Consider the following 15680-nt stretch of genomic DNA (forward strand, 5'->3'; position numbering starts at 1 on the left):
ATCTCCAACGGACGTTCGAGGGGGACGCGTCAACCGCGGCGCGGCGGCGGCGGCGCGGCCGTCTGCTGCTGGAACGCGGCCAGCAGCCGGTATTCCTCGCCGAGCTTGCGCGGCAGCGAGAGGTACACCGGCAGCAGCTGCCGGTAGAGCGCGGCGTTCTTCGCATTGGGCGTGTGGCGGTGCGTGGCGCCCACCATGCCCGCCACCACGTCGAGCGAATCGACATGGCCCAGCGCATAGAGGCCCAGCACCGCGGCGCCGAGGCAGGAGCTCTCGAAGCTCTCGGGCACCACCACCTCGCGGTCGAACACGTCGGCCATCATCTGGCGCCACATGCCCGAGCGCGCGAAGCCGCCCGTGGCCTTGATGTGGGCGCTGCGGCCCGCGATCGCCTCGACCGCCGGCAGGATGCTGTGCAGGTTGAAGATCACGCCCTCGAGCACCGCGCGGATCATGTGCTCCTTGCGGTGGTGGATGCCCAGGCCGAAGAAGGAGCCGCGCAGGTTGGCGTTCCAGTAGGGCGCGCGCTCGCCGGTGAGGAAGGGATGGAACACCAGCCCCTCGCTGCCGGCCGACACGCGCTCGGCGATGCGCGTGAGCACCTCGTAGGTGTCGATGCCCAGGCGCTTGGCGGTCTCGGCCTCGGCCGCGGCGAACTCGTCGCGCACCCAGCGCAGGATGATGCCGCCGTTGTTCACCGGACCGCCCACCACCCAGCGCCGCTCGGCCAGCGCATAGCAGAAGGTGCGGCCCTCGGGGTCGGTCATCGGATGGTCGACCACGGTGCGCATCGCGCCGCTGGTGCCGATGGTCACGGCCACCTCGCCGGGCGAGACCGCGTTGACGCCGAGGTTCGACAGCACGCCGTCGTTGGCGCCGATCACGAAGGGCGTGTGCTCGGCCAGGCCCAGCTTCGCCGCCACGTCGGCCGCCAGGCCCTCGATGTGCCAGGTGGTGGGCACCGGGCGCGAGAGCTGCTCGGCGCGCACGCCGGCCAGTTCGAGCGCGCCCTCGTCCCAGGCCAGCCGCTCGATGTTGAACAGGCCCGTGGCCGAGGCGATCGAGTGGTCGACCTGCCACTGGCCGAACAGCCGGAAGAACACGTACTCCTTGATGCCGATGAAGCGCTCGGCGCGCGCGAACAGCTCGGCGCGCTCGTGGCGCAGCCACACCAGCTTGGCCAGCGGCGACATCGGGTGGATCGGCGTGCCGGTGCGGCGGTAGATCGCCAGGCCGTCCCATTCGTCGCGGATGCGCTCGGCCCAGGGCGCGGCGCGCTGGTCGGCCCAGGTGATGCTGGGCGTGAGCGGCGCGCCCGCGCCGTCGACCAGGATCAGGCTGTGCATGGCCGCGCTGAAGGACACGGCGAGCACGTCGGCGGGCGCGGCCTTGCTCTCCTGCACGCAGCCCGCGATGGCCGCGAGCACGGCCTGGAAGATCTGCTCGGGATCCTGCTCGGCGGCGCCGGCCTCGGGCTGCAGCAGCGGGTAGCCGACCGCGTGGTGGGCCAGCACGCGCCCCGCGGGCGTGAAGGCCACGGCCTTGGTGCTGGTGGTTCCGATGTCGACGCCGATGACGGTGCGGCCCATGGGTGCTTCCTCCTCAGACCACCATGCTCAGCAGCATGATGAAGACGATGCCGACGACCGAGATCAGCGTTTCCATCACGGTCCAGGTCTTGAAGGTCTCGGCCACCGTCATGTTGAAGTACTGCTTGACCAGCCAGAAGCCCGCGTCGTTGACGTGCGACAGGATCAGCGAGCCCGCGCCCGTGGCCAGCACCAGCAGCTCGCGGTTCACGCCCGGCACCATGGTGGCCAGCGGCGCGACGATGCCCGCGCCCGTGATGGTGGCGACCGTGGCCGAGCCGGTGGCGATGCGGATCAGGCCCGCGACCAGCCAGGCCAGCAGGATCGGCGAGACCTGCGCGTTCAGCGCCATGTGGCCGATCGCGTTGCCCACGCCGCTGGCCACCAGCATCTGCTTGAAGCCGCCGCCCGCGCCGATGATCAGCACGATGGCCGCCGTGGGCGCCAGGCTGTCGTCGACGAACTTCATGATCTGCTTGCTCGTGAAGCCGCGCGCGAAGCCGAAGGTGTAGAGCGACAGCAGCAGTGCCGCCAGCAGCGCAGTGATCGGATGGCCGATGAAGTCCATCCACTGGCGCACGATGTTCTTCTCGTCGAGCGCCACGTCGGCGAAGGTCTTCAGCAGCATCAGGCCCACGGGCAGCAGCACCGTCAGCAGCGTGACGCCGAAGCCCGGCAGCTCGCGCGCCTCGGGCTCGCGCGCCAGCTGCTCGAGCAGCTCGGGCGAGGCCTCGCCGGGCACGTACTTCGAGATGAACTTGCCGAAGATCGGGCCCGCGATCATCGCGGTGGGCAGGCCGACGATCAGGCCGTAGAAGATGGTCTTGCCGATGTCGGCGCCGAACACGCCGATGGCCAGCAGCGGCCCCGGATGCGGCGGCACCAGGCCGTGCACCACCGACAGGCCCGCCAGCAGCGGAATGCCGATGCGGATCAGGGACACGCCGGTGCGCCGCGCCACGATGAACACCAGCGGGATCAGCAGCACGAAGCCGATCTCGAAGAACAGCGGGATGCCGACCAGGAAGGCCGCGAACATCATCGCCCAGTGCACGCGCTCCTTGCCGAAGGCGTCGATCAGCGTGCGCGCGATGCGGTCGGCGCCGCCCGACTCGGCCATCATCTTGCCGAGCATGGTGCCCAGGCCGAGCACGATGCCCACGAAGCCCAGCACGCCGCCGAAGCCGTCCTGGAAGGACTTCATCACCAGGTCCACCGGCATGCCCGAGGTCAGGCCGAGGAAGCCCGCGGCCAGGGTCAGCGCGATGAAGGGGTGCACGCGCCAGCGCGTGATCAGAAGGATGAGCCCGAGGATCGCCACCAGGGCGTCGATGAGCAGGAACACCTCTTTGCTCATTCCGAACATGTCTGTCTCCTGAAGCCGGGCGCTGCAAAGGCGGCCGGCGGGGTCGGGATAGCGCTATCCTGCACAACCCAAAAAAACCAGCCTCTGAAGCATCCTCGGGTTTTTCCGAGGCGGCAAGGGCCGGGACAGCGCTATCCTAGGACAGCGCTGTCCAATCCCGGATCGGTAGTAACCCTAGATTTCGCCATGGCCGATGCCCCCGAGCACCCGCGCTCCCGTTCTTCCAGCCGCGTGACCCTCGATGACGTGGCGCGCGTCTCGGGCGTGAGCCCGATCACCGTCTCGCGCGCGCTGCGCGGCGCGCGCAACGTGGCGCCCGACCTGAAGGCGCGGGTGCAGGCCGCGGTCGACGAGCTCGGCTACGTGCCCAACGTGGCGGCGCGCGCGCTGGCCTCGGCGCGCAGCTCGCACGTGGCGGTGCTGATCCCGTCGCTGACCAACCAGCTGTTCGTGGAGCTGCTCGAGGCGGTGCAGGACACGCTGGCGCCGCACGGCTTCCAGTCGCTGATCGGCGTGACCCACTACGACCCCGCGCAGGAGGAGGCGCTGCTGCGCAGCTACCTCTCGCAGCGGCCCGCGGGCCTCCTGCTGACCGGCTTCGACCGCAGCGCGGGCGCCACCCGCCTGCTCGAGGCCAGCGACGCGCCCTGCGTGCACCTGATGGAGACCTCGGAGGCGCCCGGCATCCACAGCGTGGGCTTCTCGCAGCAGGACGCGGGCCGCGCCATCGTCGAGCACCTGCTCGCGCGCGGCCGCCGCCGCATCGCCTATGCTGCGGGCCAGCTCGATCCGCGCGTGCTGCAGCGCCTGGCCGGCTACCGCGAGGCGCTGAGCGCGGCCGGCTGCCACGATCCGGCGCTCGAGCTGCTGACGCCCGGGCCCACCTCGCTCGCGCTCGGCGGGCGCCAGTTCGAGGAACTGCGCGCGCGCCATCCGGACCTCGACGCGATCTTCTATTGCAACGACGACCTGGCCCAGGGCGGGCTGCTGGCCGCGCTGCGCACCGGCGTGCCGGTGCCGCAGCGCGTGGCGATCGCGGGCTTCAACGACCTCGGCGGCAGCGACCAGATGCTGCCGCCGCTGACCACCGTGCGCACGCCGCGCCGCGAGATCGGCGAACGCGCGGCCGGCATGCTGCTCGCGCTGATGCGCGACGAGCCCGTGGCGGAAGCGCGGCGCACCGTGGACCTGGGCTTCGAACTGGTGGTGCGGCAGAGCAGCTGAGCCGCCGCGCCGCTTCGCTCACTGCCCGTAGAGGCCCACCACGCTCTGTCCCATCAGCGTGCGGCCCTTGAGCGCCGCCAGCAGCTCGTCGCGCGTGAGGCCTTCGGGCAGCGAGCCCGGCTCGGCCTCGGTGGCGATCACCGTCAGCACGTAGTGGTGCGGCAGGTCGCCGGCCGGCGGGCACATGCCGCGGTAGGCGATGGCGCCGGCCACGTTCTTGCCGACGGTGAAGCCGGCGTTCGCGGCCTGGCCCTCGCCCCGCCGCAACTGACCCTTGGCGGCCGGGATGTTGTAGGCCACCCAGTGCGAGACGCCGAGGCCCTTGCCGCCATCGGGATCGCTCATCAGCACCGCGACAGAGCGCGTGCCCGCGGGCAGGTCGCTCCAGGCCACGGGCGGCGACACGCCCTGGCCGCCGCAGCCCGGTGCGTCGCCCGCGTGGATCTTCGGAATGGTCGCGCCGTCGGCGAAGGCGCTCGACGTGACCTTCATGCCCGCGGCCTGGGCGCCGAGCGCGAGTCCGGCCAGCAGGGCCGTGCCGAGGAGGCGTGTCGTGTTCTTCATGGCCTCAGACCACCTTGACCGACAGGTTCGGCAGCCCGTCGATGTGGATCTCGATCAGGTCGCCGCGCACCACCGGGCCCACGTTCTCGGGCGTGCCCGCGTAGATGATGTCGCCGGGCTGCAGCTCGAAGGCCTGCGACAGCCGGCTGATCTGCTCGGCCACCGACCAGATCATGTGCTTGAGCGTGGCGCTCTGCTTCGTCTCGCCGTTGACCTTGAGCCAGATCGCGCCGTCGCCGAAGTGGCCGACCTGCGCCACCGGATGGATCGGGCCCACGGGCGCCGAATGGTCGAAGCTCTTGCCGATCTCCCAGGGCTTCTTCTGGTCGCCCATGCCGCGCTGCAGGTCGCGCCGCGTCATGTCCAGGCCCAGCGAGTAGCCGTAGACCAGGCCGAGCGCATCGTCGATCGACACGTCGCGCCCGCCCTTGCCGAGCGCCACCACGAGCTCGGCCTCGTAGTGGTAGTTCTTGGTCAGCGTGGGATAGGGGTGGTCGGCCACGGTGCCGGGCAGCACCACCTGCACCGCGTCGGCCGGCTTCTGGAAGAAGAAGGGCGGCTCGCGCGTCGGGTCGGAGCCCATCTCGCGCGCATGCGCGGCGTAGTTGCGGCCGATGCAGTAGATGCGGCGCACCGGGAACACCTGGTCGCTGCCGGCGATCGGGATGGTCGCGGCGGGCACGTCGAACGGCGTCTTCGCATTGCGCGCGGCGCCCGCGGGCAGCGCGCAGCCGGCGATGGCGCCGGTGGCCATGGCGGCGCCGGCCAGCAGGCCGCGGCGGGAGGAATTGCTCATGCGGGGGTCTCCTTCGGTAGTAGCCGGACGATTCTGGGAGAGCGCGTGCGCGCGCTTGCGCACGCATCTACGCAAAAGCAGGACGCAGGCAACACCCGGGGCCCGGGCGTACCATCGCGCGATGCCCGCTTCGACCTCGAGCCATCGCCTCTACGGCATGCAGGAGCGCGCCGACCACCTCGATTTCGACATCCGCTTCGAGGGCGCGCGCGACGTGCTCGCGCGCCCGCACCGCCACGAGTACTTCCAGATCCAGATCGGCATCGAGGGCGAGTCGCAGCAATTGATCGGCGGCGCCGCGCGGCCCTTCGGCGCGGGCTGCCTGAGCTTCGTGCTGCCGTACCGGCTGCACGTGGTGCCGCATCCGCCGGGCGCGCGCTACGCCATCGTCAACTTCGACCAGTCCTTCCTCTGGCCCGAACTGGCGGTCGAGCCGCTCGATCTCGAGGAGGTGCCGATCGCGCGCCATCCCGAGCTCGCGCCCTTCCTGTTCCAGGAGTACGTGGACTTCCGCTTCGAGGCCGAGGACTTCGCGCGCATCCTCGGCTGGCTCGAGGAGCTGTCGGCGCTCAACCGCGAAGGGCGCTTCGCGGCCGGTGGCGCGATCCGCGGCATCCTGCTGCAGATGCTCTCGCTGGCCTGCCGCCGCCACGAGGCGGCGCTGCACGAGCAGGCGGCGCGCCACCGCGGCCACAGCTCGCGGCGCGATGCGCTGCAGCGCGTGCTGCACTACGTGCGCGAGCACCTGGGCGAGGAGATGTCGCTCAACGACGCGGCCGCGGCCGCGATGCTGTCGCCGAACTACCTCGCGCACCTGCTGAAGAAGCAGACCCAGCGCACCTTCACCGAACTCGTGACCGAGCGGCGGCTGGAGCGCGCGCGCGAATTGCTGTTGGCCTCGGACGGCCGTATCGCCGACATCGCGCGGCAATGCGGCTTCGCCGACGCGGTCTATTTCAGCCGGCGCTTCCGGCAGCACATGGGGCTGACGCCGCGCGAGTTCCGCGCGCAGTCGCCGGCACGGCCCGGCGGGCCGTCGTAATTCAGGCCGCCGGCGGCTCGACCGGCAGCGCGCGCTTGTGCGCGCTCTTGCGGTGCGTCGACAGGATGACCTCGCGCGCCGCGGCCGACACCGGCTTGCCCTCGAGGAAGTCGTCGATCTGCTCGTAGGTCACGCCGAAGGCGTCCTCGTCGGGCTTGCCTGGCACCAGCGACTCGAGGTCGGCCGTGGGCACCTTGTAGACCAGCGCATCGGGCGCGCCGAGCAGTTGCGCCACCGCGCGCACGCGGCGTTTGTTGAGGCCGGTCAGCGGCGTGATGTCGGCCGCGCCGTCGCCGAACTTGGTGAAGAAGCCCATCAGCGCCTCGGCCGCGTGGTCGGTGCCGATCACGATGCCGTTGTGCGCGCCCGCCACCGCGAACTGCGCGATCATGCGCTGGCGCGCCTTGATGTTGCCGAGCACGAAGTCCTCGTGCGCCGCGTCGCGGAAGGCGAGGTCGCCGGCCTTGAGCGCCGCGAGCATCGCGTCGGCCGCGGGCCGCACGTCCACCGTCAGCAGGCGGTCGGGCCGGATCACGGCCAGCGAGGCCTGCGCCTCGGCCTCGTCCTTCTGCACGCCGTAGGGCAGCCGCATCGCGATGAAGGTGGCCTCGCGGCCCTCGGCGCGCAGCCGCTCGACCGCGCGCTGCGCGAGGCAGCCGGCGGTCAGCGAATCCACGCCGCCGCTGATGCCCAGCACGTAGGTCGACAGACCGGTGCGGCGCAGGTAGGCGGCGAGGAATTCGACGCGCCGCTCGAGCTCGGCGGCGGCGTCGAACACGGACGCGACGGACAGCGCCGCGATGATCTCGCGCTGCGTGGCGTCGACGGGGGACAGTTCGGTGCTCATGGACAAGGTCTCCGTGGGTTCGCGGACATCAGAAGTCGACCAGGCTCAGGCCGATGCTCAACACCGTGCGCTTGCGGTTGTAGTCCACCAGCGTGTCGCCGTAGCCGTGGAACAGCTGCGTGTGGAAGCGCAGGTTGCTCTTGGTCGGGTCGCCGATCGCCTTGAGCCATTCGAGCCGCACCGAGCCGCGCCCGCTGTCGCGCAGGTTGTTGCGCACCGTGATGCCCAGCGTGTTGTTGCGGTCGAGGTTCCAGCGGCCGGTGACCTCGGCGCGGCCGATGTAGTCGGCGATGTCGGGGTTGTCGTCCTTGGTCGGGTTCTCCGACATGCGCTTCCAGATCCGGCCCGTGATGCTGAAGCGGTCGTCGAGCTCGGCGCCGGCCATCAGGTAGACGCGGTTCCAGCTGCGCGACAGCGGCAGGCTCTGGCCGTTCGACTGGTGCACGATGCCCAGCCCGGTGTAGCGCCAGCGCCAGCCGCCCGGCAGCTTGAAGTCGGTCGGGTAGACATACATCAGCTCGGGTTCGTGGTCGGTGGTGCGGAAGGGCCGCGAGATCGCGCCGTTGAACAGCTGCCAGGTCGACTGCTGCGTGTAGGCGAACCACAGCGAGTCCTTCTTGATCGGGTCGTTCTGCGTCAGCAGGCCCTGCGCGAGCTTGGTACGCACCGACAGGCCGATGCGCATCTCGTTGGCCTGGTAGGCCACCGGGTCGCCGGTGTGGTCCGGCGACGGCGAGGTCGGCGTGTCGGGCTTGTGGGTGGCGGCCGAGACCGAGACGTTGAGCGGCCGGTAGCCGCGGAAGCCGAAGGTGCCGCAGTCGGTGGCGTTCTCCAGTTCCCAGAAGCGCGACAGCGCCGAGTACTGGCGGTCGCGGCAGCCCTCGGTAGTGGCGACCGAGACCACGCGCGTGGCCGGGATCGAGCCGTCGACCGGCGGCGCGGGCTGGGTGTTGGCGAGCACCGGCGGCGCGACCGGCACCGACACCGAGGGCAGCGTCTGCTGCTGGGCCCAGCGGTCGTAGCAGGCCAGCCGCGCGCCGTTGTCGGTGCCGAGCGCGGCGCAGCTCTGCCAGGTGAGCTGGTTGTCGGCCAGCGGGCTCTTGGGCTGGTCGACGGCCTGCGCCTGCGCGGCGCCGGCCAGCAGCAGCGCCGCGGTGGCCAGCACCGCGCGCAGGCGGCCTTGCATGGTGATGTTCATTTTCCTGACCCTTCCTTCTTCGTCAGCACGAAGGGATGCGTGCTCTCATCGGTGGCATCGCGCCAGGTGCCGCGGAATTCGCGGCCGCAGCCGCCGGGCGCCATCGCGCCGACCCAGACGCCGCTGATGCTGCGGCCGTCGAGCGATTCGTCGATGGCCAGCGTGCCGTCGTCGCCGATGTCGCCCGCCAGTTGCGATACCGCGGCCGGCCGGCCGGTGGCGGCGGGGCGCGCGATGGTGCCGCGCACGCCGGCGTATTCGGGATGGCGGCCCAGCTGCACGACGGCCACGGCCGGCAGGCCGTCGAAGCGCGCTTCCCAGCGGCCGTAGAGCGCCTCGGGCGGCAGGTCCTGCACGCTGTCGGGGCAGGCGCTGCCTTGCGCGAGCGCGCCGGCCGAAGCCAGCAGGGCGAGGGCCGCGAGGGCCAGGCCTCGAGCGAAGCGCTTCATGGCGCGGCCGACGAAGCCGCCGCGGCGGCCGCGCCTTCCTGGGCCTTGCGCGCGAACTCGGCGCGCAGGGCCTTGAGCTTCTCGCGCGGGTCCTCGCGCGTGGTGCTCTTGTCGAGCGCCATCTCGGCGATGAAGCGGCTGGGTTGCGCGAGCACCATCTCGCGGCCCTTCTTGCGGCGCTTGGTCCAGCTCACCGCGAGGCTGCGCTGCGCGCGCGTGATGCCCACGTACATCAGCCGGCGCTCCTCCTGCAGCCGCTCGAGCGTGCTCTCGCTGACCTGCTGCTGGCGGCCGTCGTCGTCGTCGAGCTTGAAGGGCAGCAGGCCCTCGTTGCAGCCGATCAGCATCACGTGCGGCCACTCCAGGCCCTTGGAGGCGTGCAGCGTCGAGAGCGTGACCACGTTCTGGTCCTGCTCGCGCTCGCTGATGGTCGACAGCAGCGAGATCGTCTGCGCCACCTCGAGCAGGCTCTTGGGCTCGCTGGTGTTGTTGACGCCGGCCGCGTCGTCGAGCTCGCCGCCGCAGCGCTGCGCCATCCAGTCGCAGAACTCCATCACGTTGGTCCAGCGCGAGGCCGCGGCCTGTTCGCTGTCCTCGCCGTCGTAGATGTGCTTCTCGTACTCGATCTCCTTGAGCCAGGTGTCGAGGAAGGCACGCGCGTTCTCGGCGCCCATGGTCTGGCGCGCGCGGTATTCGAGGTCGTTGATGTAGCGGCCGAACTCGTGCAGGCTTTCGAGCGCGCGCTTGGGCATCACGCTGGGCAGCGAGGAGGAGAACAGCGCCTCGAACAGGCTCAGCTTGTACTGGCTGCCGAAGGTGCCCAGCGCCGCCAGCGTGGTGTGGCCGATGCCGCGCTTGGGCGTGGTGATGGCGCGCAGGAACGCGGGGTCGTCGTCGTTGTTGACCCACAGGCGGAACCAGCCGCAAAGGTCCTTGATCTCGGCGCGGTCGAAGAAGCTCTGGCCGCCCGAGACCTTGTAGGGCACCTGCGCGCGCCGCAGCGCCTGCTCGAACACGCGCGCCTGGTGGTTGGCGCGGTAGAGGATCGCGAAGTCGCGGAATTCCTTGTGGCTCGAGGTCTCGCGCAGGCTCACGAGGCGCGCCACCGTGCGCTCGGCCTCGTGCATCTCGCTGTCGCAGTCGACCACGCGCACCGGCTCGCCCTCGCCGAGTTCGGAGAACAGCGTCTTCGGGAACAGCTTGGGATTGGGGCCGATCACGTTGTTGGCCGCGCGCAGGATGGCGCTGGTCGAGCGGTAGTTCTGCTCGAGCTTGATGACCTTGAGCGTGGGGTAGTCGACCGGCAGCTTGCGCAGGTTGTCGAGCGTGGCGCCGCGCCAGCCGTAGATCGACTGGTCGTCGTCGCCCACCGCGGTGAAGTGGCCGCGCGTGCCCGACAGTGCCTTGAGCACCTCGTACTGGGTGGCGTTGGTGTCCTGGTATTCGTCGACCAGGATGTGGCCCAGCGTGGACTGCCACTTGCTGCGCACCTCCTCGAAGTCGCGCAGCAGCTTGAGCGGCATGCCGATCAGGTCGTCGAAGTCCACGCTCTGGTAGGCGGTCAGGCGTTCCTCGTAGCGCGCCATGATGGTGGCCGTGATGCGCTCGTTGTCGTCGGCCGCGATGGCCTCAGCCTGGGCCGCGTTCAGGCCCATGTTCTTCCACTTGCTGATGGTCCACTGCCAGATGCGCGCGGTCGCCAGGTCGCTGGTGCCGCCCGCGTCCTTGAGGATCTTGGTCACGTCGTCGGCATCGAGGATGCTGAACTGCGACTTCAGGCCCAGCACCGCGCCGTCCTCGCGCATCATGCGCACGCCCAGCGCGTGGAAAGTGCAGATCACCACCTTCTTGGCATCGCGCCCGATCAGCCCCTTGGCGCGCTCGCGCATCTCGGCCGCGGCCTTGTTGGTGAAGGTGATGGCCGCGATCCGCTTGGGCTCGAGCCCGGCCTGGATCAGGCGCGCGATCTTGTGCGTGATCACCCGCGTCTTGCCCGAGCCCGCGCCCGCGAGCACGAGGCAGGGGCCATGCATGTAGTTGACCGCTTCTTGTTGCGCGAGATTGAGACCGTGGGACATGGAAAGGGGGAGGGGAGCCGGCAGGGGCCGCAGGGCGCGGCGGGCGCGAAAGCGGGCAATGATACGGGGGCCGCAGGGGCCGCGGCGTCGGCCGATACCGCGATGTGGGAAGCGCGGTAAACGCACCGTAAAGGGGCATCGGCAGCCTGCTGCGGAGGGCCGGGGCCGGCGGCGACAATCGAGCCGTGCTGCCCGTCTTTCTCGTTACCTTTCCCTTCTTCGCGTTGATCGCCGCCGGCTACGGCGCCGCCCGTGCCCGAATCCTCCCGCTCGATGCGATCCCCGGCCTCAACAGCTTCGTCCTCTACTTCGCGCTGCCCTGCATGCTGCTGCGCTTCGGCGCGGGCACGCCGATCGGCCAGCTGCTCGACGGCAGCGTCGCGCTGGTCTGGGGCCTGAGCGCGCTGGCGGTGGTGGGCGGCGTGGTGGCGTTCACGCGCAATGCGCGCATCGGGTGGAACGACGCCGCCTTCGGCGCGCTGGTGGCGGCCTTCCCGAACACCGGCTTCATGGGCGTGCCGCTGCTGGTGGCCATCCTCGGCGCACAGGCGGCCGGGCCGATGATCATCACGATCGCCTTCGACCTCGTGGTCACCTCCTCGTTGTGCATCGCGCTGTCGCGGCTCGATGGCGCGGGCCCGGGCGCGGCGCACCACGGGCCGCGGCAGGCCGCGCGCCAGGCGCTGCGCGGCATCCTGGTCAATCCGATGCCGTGGTCGATCCTGCTCGGCGTGCTGCTGTCGGCCGCGCGCTGGAAGCTGCCGGGCCCGGTGGAACGCACGGTCGCCATGCTGGCCGACGCGGCCTCGCCAGTGGCCCTGTTCACCATCGGCGCGGTGCTCGCGCGTTCGGCGCTGGTGGCGCGCGAGCATGGCGCGAGCGCGGCCGTGGCCCAGGCCATGGGCAGCGGCGCGCGGCCCCTGCCGAAGGCGCCGCTGGCCGACGTGCTGCCGGTGGTGCTGGTGAAGCTGCTCGCGCACCCGCTGCTGGTGTGGGGGCTGGGGCTCGCGGCGATCGCGCTGGGCCTGCCGCTGTCGTGGCCGGCGCTGGTGGCGATCGTGCTGGTGGCGGCGTTGCCGAGCGCGAGCAACGTGTCGATGCTGGCCGAGCGCTTCGGCGCCGACAACGGGCGCATCGCGCGCATCATCCTGTGGACGACGGTGGCGGCCTTCTTCAGCTTTCCGCTGGCGGTGGGCCTGCTGAAGTGAAGCGTCCTACGGCGTCAGCACGCCGAGCTTGAACGGATCGGCGTCTGGCAGGCGCTCGCACTTCGAGAAATCGCGGCCCTGCGTGCCGTCGCAATAGAAGGCGTTGTAGATGCGGCCGAACAGCGAGGGGCTGGCGGTGAACAGCACGCCGTGCTCGGGCTGCCAGTTGTCGTGCGCGCCGCGACCGTCGGCCGAGGCCTCGATGACCTTGGGCGCCGCCGCGGCGCCGGGCGTGAAGTCGGCCAGCGTCCGGTGCGCGTCGTCGCGCCAGCGCACCGCGAGCTCGGCCGCCGTGGGCCGCGCCGCCACCGGCAGCATCACGCCGTTGACCTGGAAGCCGTCGCCGAAGCGATGCGTCTTGCCCGCCAGGAAGGCATAGGCGCAGGCCGCCATGCACTGGCCGCGCACCTCGGTCTCGACGCCGCTCGCGCGGATCGCGTCGGCGAAGGCGCCGGCGGCCTCGGCGGTGCCGCCGAAGGAATCTTCCAGCACCACGGTGCGCACCGTGCCGCTGCTGAGGTGGTCGATGAAGCTGGCGATCTCACTGCCGTCGAGCATGCCCGAGACCAGCAGCAGCCGGCCCTGGCGCTCGATCTCGGCGGCGTGCGTGGCGACGGGTGCGAGCACCAGGAAGCAGGCCCAAGCGGAGGCCGCGAAAGACAGAATCCCACTTGCGAAATGGAGCGGTTTCACGAGCGACCTTTGCCTTCAGGAGAGCGGGCTGGAGGGGCGCGGAGGGCCCGGAGGATCGCCCCGTTGCGGACTCCTCCACGGAGTCTTTTGCAGCGGCGCGCGCGTGGCGTCAACCCCTTTTGCAGAATTTTTCCCCTGCACCGTGCCGGCCGTAAGACATAGCTATCCGATACCACTTCGGATGAATGCTTGAGTTCACATGTCCGCTGCTAAAGTGGGCCGCAGACCGGAAGATGGCATGGGAGCTCGCACGATGATGGCAACACTGTTCCGAATTCTTTTATGGCTGGCGTGGCTCGCCGGCGCGGCCTGGCTCTGGCAGGCCGGCAAGCTCGGCACGGCCTCGGCGCTGGCGCTCGGCGCGTTGAGCCTGGTGGTGTTCGCCTGGCCCGGCAGCGTCGCGCGGCGGCGCCATGCGGACCGCGAACTGCGCTACGTCGAGATGGGCAAGGAGCCGATGAGCCTGCACTGAGCGCGGGCCCATGGCGACGAGGTTCAGATCCCCTGCGGATCGACGTCGACCAGCCAGCGGATCACGCCCTTGCCCTCGGGCGTGCGCCGCAACGCATGCAGCTGCGGCTGCCACAGCGCGAGCATGCGCTGCAGCGCGGCGCGCGAATGGCTCTCCAGCAGCATCTGCGCGCGCTCCACGTTGGCCACGCGCTGGATCGCCAGCGGCACGGCCGGATAGCGCATCACCTGCGCCGCTCCCTCGAGTCCATCGGCCGCGGCGCTCGCCGCGTTGAGGAAGGCCTGCGCCGCCTCCTGCGTGCGCGCATCGGCGCGCACCAGCGCCTGGTAGGCGAAGGGCGGCATCGCGGCGGCCTGCCGCTCCTCGAGCTGCTGCGCCGCGAAGGCCGGGTAGTCGTGCCGGCGCAGCGCCTGGAACAGCGGATGCTCCGCGTGGTGCGTCTGGATCCACATCTCGGCCGTGCTGCCCTGCGTGGCCAGGTAGGCGGCGTCGCGGCCCGCGCGGCCGGCCGACTGCATCAGCAGGCTGAACAGCCGCTCGGGCGCGCGGAAGTCGCTCGAGAACAGCGCGCCGTCGGGGTTCACCGCGGCCACCAGCGTGATGCGGCGGAAGTCATGGCCCTTGGCGATCATCTGCGTGCCGACCAGCACGTCGACCTCGCCCTCGTGCACGGCCGCGAGCTGCGATTCGAGCGCGCCCTGCTTCCTGGTGCTGTCGGCATCGATGCGCGCGATGCTCACGGCGCTGCCGTCGGGCCGCTTCACGGCCGAGAACAGCTCGGCCAGGTGCTCCTCGAGCCGCTCGGTGCCGCGGCCCACGGGCGCGATGTCGAGGTTGCCGCAGACCGGGCAGGCGCGCGGCACGCGTTCGGTGTGGCCGCAGTGGTGGCAGCGCAGCGTGCGGTCGATCTTGTGGAACACGCGGTAGGCGCTGCAGTGCGGGCACTCGCTCTTCCAGCCGCAGTCGCCGCAGGCCAGCACCGGCGCATAGCCGCGCCGGTTGAGGAAGATCATGCTCTGCTCGCCGCGCGCGATGCGCTGGCCGATGGCGTCGAGCAGCTTGGCCGACAGCACGGTCTTCGCGGGCTGCAGCGTCATGTCGACCAGCCGCACCGTGGGCAGCTCGCCCGCGCCGATGCGCGAGGGCATGGCCAGCCGCACGTAGCGCCCGCCGGGGTCGCCGTCGGCCGGCGGGCGGCTCTGGTGCCAGCTCTCGAGCGAGGGCGTGGCCGAGCCCAGGATCACCTTGGCCTTCTCGCGGTGGCCGCGCCACACGGCGAGGTCGCGCGCCGAATAGCGCGCGCCTTCCTGCTGCTTGTAGCTGGGGTCGTGCTCCTCGTCGACCACGATCAGCGCCAGGCCCGGCATCGAGGCGAACACCGCCATGCGCGTGCCCAGCACGATGCGCGCGGCGCCCGCATGCGCGGCCAGCCAGCTCGCGAGGCGCTGCGGATTGGTCATGCCGCTGTGCAGCGACACCACCGCCTGCGCGCCGAAGCGCGCCTTGAAGCGGGCCTCGAGCTGCGGCGTGAGGTTGATCTCGGGCACCATCACCAGCGCCTGAGCCTCGGGCGAGCGCGCGAGCAGCGCGGCCACGCAGCGCAGGTAGACCTCGGTCTTGCCGCTGCCGGTGCTGCCGGCCAGCAGGAACGGGCCTTCCTCGGCCTCGATGCGCGCGAGCGCGGCGGCCTGCTCGGGGCTGGGCTCGACCGGGGAGGGCGTGCCGGTGTCGGCCGCGGTGTCGTCGTCGGCCGCCTTGCGCTTGAGCCGGCGCGCGAGCTGCACCGTGCTCAGGTCGCGCAACTGCGGCGGCAGCGCGGCCAGCGCGATCTCGCCGATCGAGCGCTGGTAGTAGCGCCCGGCGAAGGCCACCAGGTCGCGCCAGGCCGGGCCCAGCGGCGCGAGCGCATCGAGCGCGGCGGCCACCGGCTTGAGCGCCAGGTCGGGCGCGGCCAGCTCCTCGGCCGTTCGCGCCTCGGCATGCCAGACCACCCCGAGCACCTCGCGCCGGCCCAGCGGCACCCGCACCAGCGTGCCGGCCGGCAGCGGCGCGTCGCCGCCGTAGCTCAGCACGTCGCCCAGCGCGCTGTGCGCGGGCGTCTGCACCGCCACGTCGATGCGCCAGGGCAGGGCGGCGCCGGACGTCCCCGGACTG

14 protein-coding genes are annotated in these 15680 nt (G+C 71.2%); 4 read left to right on the forward strand and 10 right to left on the reverse strand.

The genetic code is table 11. The annotated features are described in order from the left end of the window. Nucleotides 1–29: 29 nt before the first annotated feature. The gene (gntK, locus tag AC07RM_RS38890) at nt 30–1589 is read right to left on the reverse strand and encodes a gluconokinase (protein WP_495337883.1); all 1560 of its coding nucleotides are present in this window, start codon (nt 1587–1589) and stop codon (nt 30–32) included. A gap of 13 nt (nt 1590–1602) precedes the next feature. Beyond that, nucleotides 1603–2955, reverse strand: a complete 1353-nt coding sequence (locus tag AC07RM_RS38895; RefSeq protein WP_495337884.1) for a GntP family permease — start codon at nt 2953–2955, stop codon at nt 1603–1605. Nucleotides 2956–3141: 186 nt separating this feature from the next. Between AC07RM_RS38895 and gntR the strand changes: the two genes are divergently transcribed. After that, nucleotides 3142–4179, forward strand: a complete 1038-nt coding sequence (gene gntR, locus AC07RM_RS38900) for an HTH-type transcriptional regulator GntR (protein WP_495337885.1) — start codon at nt 3142–3144, stop codon at nt 4177–4179. An 18-nt stretch (nt 4180–4197) separates the two neighbouring features. On the opposite strand, the gene AC07RM_RS38905 is transcribed toward gntR, so the two are convergent. Together AC07RM_RS38905 and AC07RM_RS38910 are read right to left on the reverse strand one after the other, a co-directional pair. Next, a complete protein-coding gene (locus AC07RM_RS38905; protein ID WP_495337886.1) occupies nt 4198–4743 on the reverse strand; it encodes a YbhB/YbcL family Raf kinase inhibitor-like protein in 546 nt (181 codons plus the stop codon). 4 nt (nt 4744–4747) lie between these two features. Further along, nucleotides 4748–5539, reverse strand: coding sequence for a fumarylacetoacetate hydrolase family protein (locus AC07RM_RS38910; protein WP_495337887.1), 792 nt, complete (start codon nt 5537–5539; stop codon nt 4748–4750). Between the two features lie 121 nt (nt 5540–5660). Here AC07RM_RS38910 and AC07RM_RS38915 point away from each other — a divergent pair, with 121 nt between their 5' ends. Further along, nucleotides 5661–6581 carry an AraC family transcriptional regulator gene (locus AC07RM_RS38915; RefSeq protein WP_495337888.1) on the forward strand — a complete coding sequence of 307 codons (921 nt, stop codon included), beginning with the start codon at nt 5661–5663 and terminating at the stop codon, nt 6579–6581. A 1-nt stretch (nt 6582) separates the two neighbouring features. On the opposite strand, the gene nadE is transcribed toward AC07RM_RS38915, so the two are convergent. From nadE to AC07RM_RS38935, 4 genes are read right to left on the reverse strand one after another with little or no spacing between them, the layout of a single operon-like run. Next, the gene (gene nadE / locus AC07RM_RS38920) at nt 6583–7428 is read right to left on the reverse strand and encodes an NAD(+) synthase (RefSeq protein WP_495337889.1); all 846 of its coding nucleotides are present in this window, start codon (nt 7426–7428) and stop codon (nt 6583–6585) included. A gap of 28 nt (nt 7429–7456) precedes the next feature. Next, entirely contained in the window at nt 7457–8626 is a 1170-nt protein-coding gene (locus AC07RM_RS38925; protein WP_495337890.1) for a phospholipase A, read from the reverse strand. After that, complete coding sequence (locus AC07RM_RS38930; protein ID WP_495337891.1) at nt 8623–9075, reverse strand: hypothetical protein; 453 nt, start codon at nt 9073–9075, stop codon at nt 8623–8625. Before AC07RM_RS38930 ends, AC07RM_RS38925 begins: the two co-directional genes overlap by 4 nt. Continuing rightward, nucleotides 9072–11153, reverse strand: a complete 2082-nt coding sequence (locus AC07RM_RS38935) for an ATP-dependent helicase (RefSeq protein WP_093353807.1) — start codon at nt 11151–11153, stop codon at nt 9072–9074. The genes AC07RM_RS38930 and AC07RM_RS38935 overlap by 4 nt, the downstream gene beginning before the upstream one ends. A 185-nt stretch (nt 11154–11338) precedes the next feature. Here AC07RM_RS38935 and AC07RM_RS38940 point away from each other — a divergent pair, with 185 nt between their 5' ends. Continuing rightward, on the forward strand, nt 11339–12361 hold the full coding sequence (locus AC07RM_RS38940) for an AEC family transporter (protein ID WP_398496524.1): 1023 nt from the start codon (nt 11339–11341) through the stop codon (nt 12359–12361). Between the two features lie 6 nt (nt 12362–12367). Here the strand turns inward: AC07RM_RS38940 and AC07RM_RS38945 are convergent, their stop codons facing one another. Beyond that, nucleotides 12368–12988: a hypothetical protein gene (locus tag AC07RM_RS38945; protein WP_296788861.1), complete on the reverse strand. Its 621-nt coding sequence runs from the start codon at nt 12986–12988 to the stop codon at nt 12368–12370. Nucleotides 12989–13307: 319 nt separating this feature from the next. On the opposite strand from AC07RM_RS38945, the gene AC07RM_RS38950 reads away from it, so the two are divergent. After that, a complete protein-coding gene (locus AC07RM_RS38950; RefSeq protein WP_281077749.1) occupies nt 13308–13526 on the forward strand; it encodes a hypothetical protein in 219 nt (72 codons plus the stop codon). A gap of 23 nt (nt 13527–13549) precedes the next feature. On the opposite strand, the gene AC07RM_RS38955 is transcribed toward AC07RM_RS38950, so the two are convergent. Next, nucleotides 13550–15655 carry a primosomal protein N' gene (locus tag AC07RM_RS38955; RefSeq protein WP_495337906.1) on the reverse strand — a complete coding sequence of 702 codons (2106 nt, stop codon included), beginning with the start codon at nt 15653–15655 and terminating at the stop codon, nt 13550–13552. Nucleotides 15656–15680 lie beyond the last annotated feature (25 nt).

Source organism: Variovorax sp. GW821-FHT09B05 (genome assembly GCF_059418265.1).

What these genes read in the sequence shown, in the direction of transcription:
- AC07RM_RS38950 (WP_281077749.1), top strand. Translation starts at nt 13,308, where the DNA reads ATGATGGCAACACTGTTCCGAATTCTTTTATGGCTGGCGTGGCTCGCC.
- AC07RM_RS38935 (WP_093353807.1), bottom strand. Translation starts at nt 11,153, where the DNA reads ATGTCCCACGGTCTCAATCTCGCGCAACAAGAAGCGGTCAACTACATG.
- gntR (WP_495337885.1), top strand. Translation starts at nt 3,142, where the DNA reads ATGGCCGATGCCCCCGAGCACCCGCGCTCCCGTTCTTCCAGCCGCGTG.
- AC07RM_RS38895 (WP_495337884.1), bottom strand. Translation starts at nt 2,955, where the DNA reads ATGTTCGGAATGAGCAAAGAGGTGTTCCTGCTCATCGACGCCCTGGTG.
- AC07RM_RS38915 (WP_495337888.1), top strand. Translation starts at nt 5,661, where the DNA reads ATGCCCGCTTCGACCTCGAGCCATCGCCTCTACGGCATGCAGGAGCGC.
- AC07RM_RS38925 (WP_495337890.1), bottom strand. Translation starts at nt 8,626, where the DNA reads ATGAACATCACCATGCAAGGCCGCCTGCGCGCGGTGCTGGCCACCGCG.
- nadE (WP_495337889.1), bottom strand. Translation starts at nt 7,428, where the DNA reads ATGAGCACCGAACTGTCCCCCGTCGACGCCACGCAGCGCGAGATCATC.
- AC07RM_RS38930 (WP_495337891.1), bottom strand. Translation starts at nt 9,075, where the DNA reads ATGAAGCGCTTCGCTCGAGGCCTGGCCCTCGCGGCCCTCGCCCTGCTG.
- gntK (WP_495337883.1), bottom strand. Translation starts at nt 1,589, where the DNA reads ATGGGCCGCACCGTCATCGGCGTCGACATCGGAACCACCAGCACCAAG.
- AC07RM_RS38910 (WP_495337887.1), bottom strand. Translation starts at nt 5,539, where the DNA reads ATGAGCAATTCCTCCCGCCGCGGCCTGCTGGCCGGCGCCGCCATGGCC.
- AC07RM_RS38905 (WP_495337886.1), bottom strand. Translation starts at nt 4,743, where the DNA reads ATGAAGAACACGACACGCCTCCTCGGCACGGCCCTGCTGGCCGGACTC.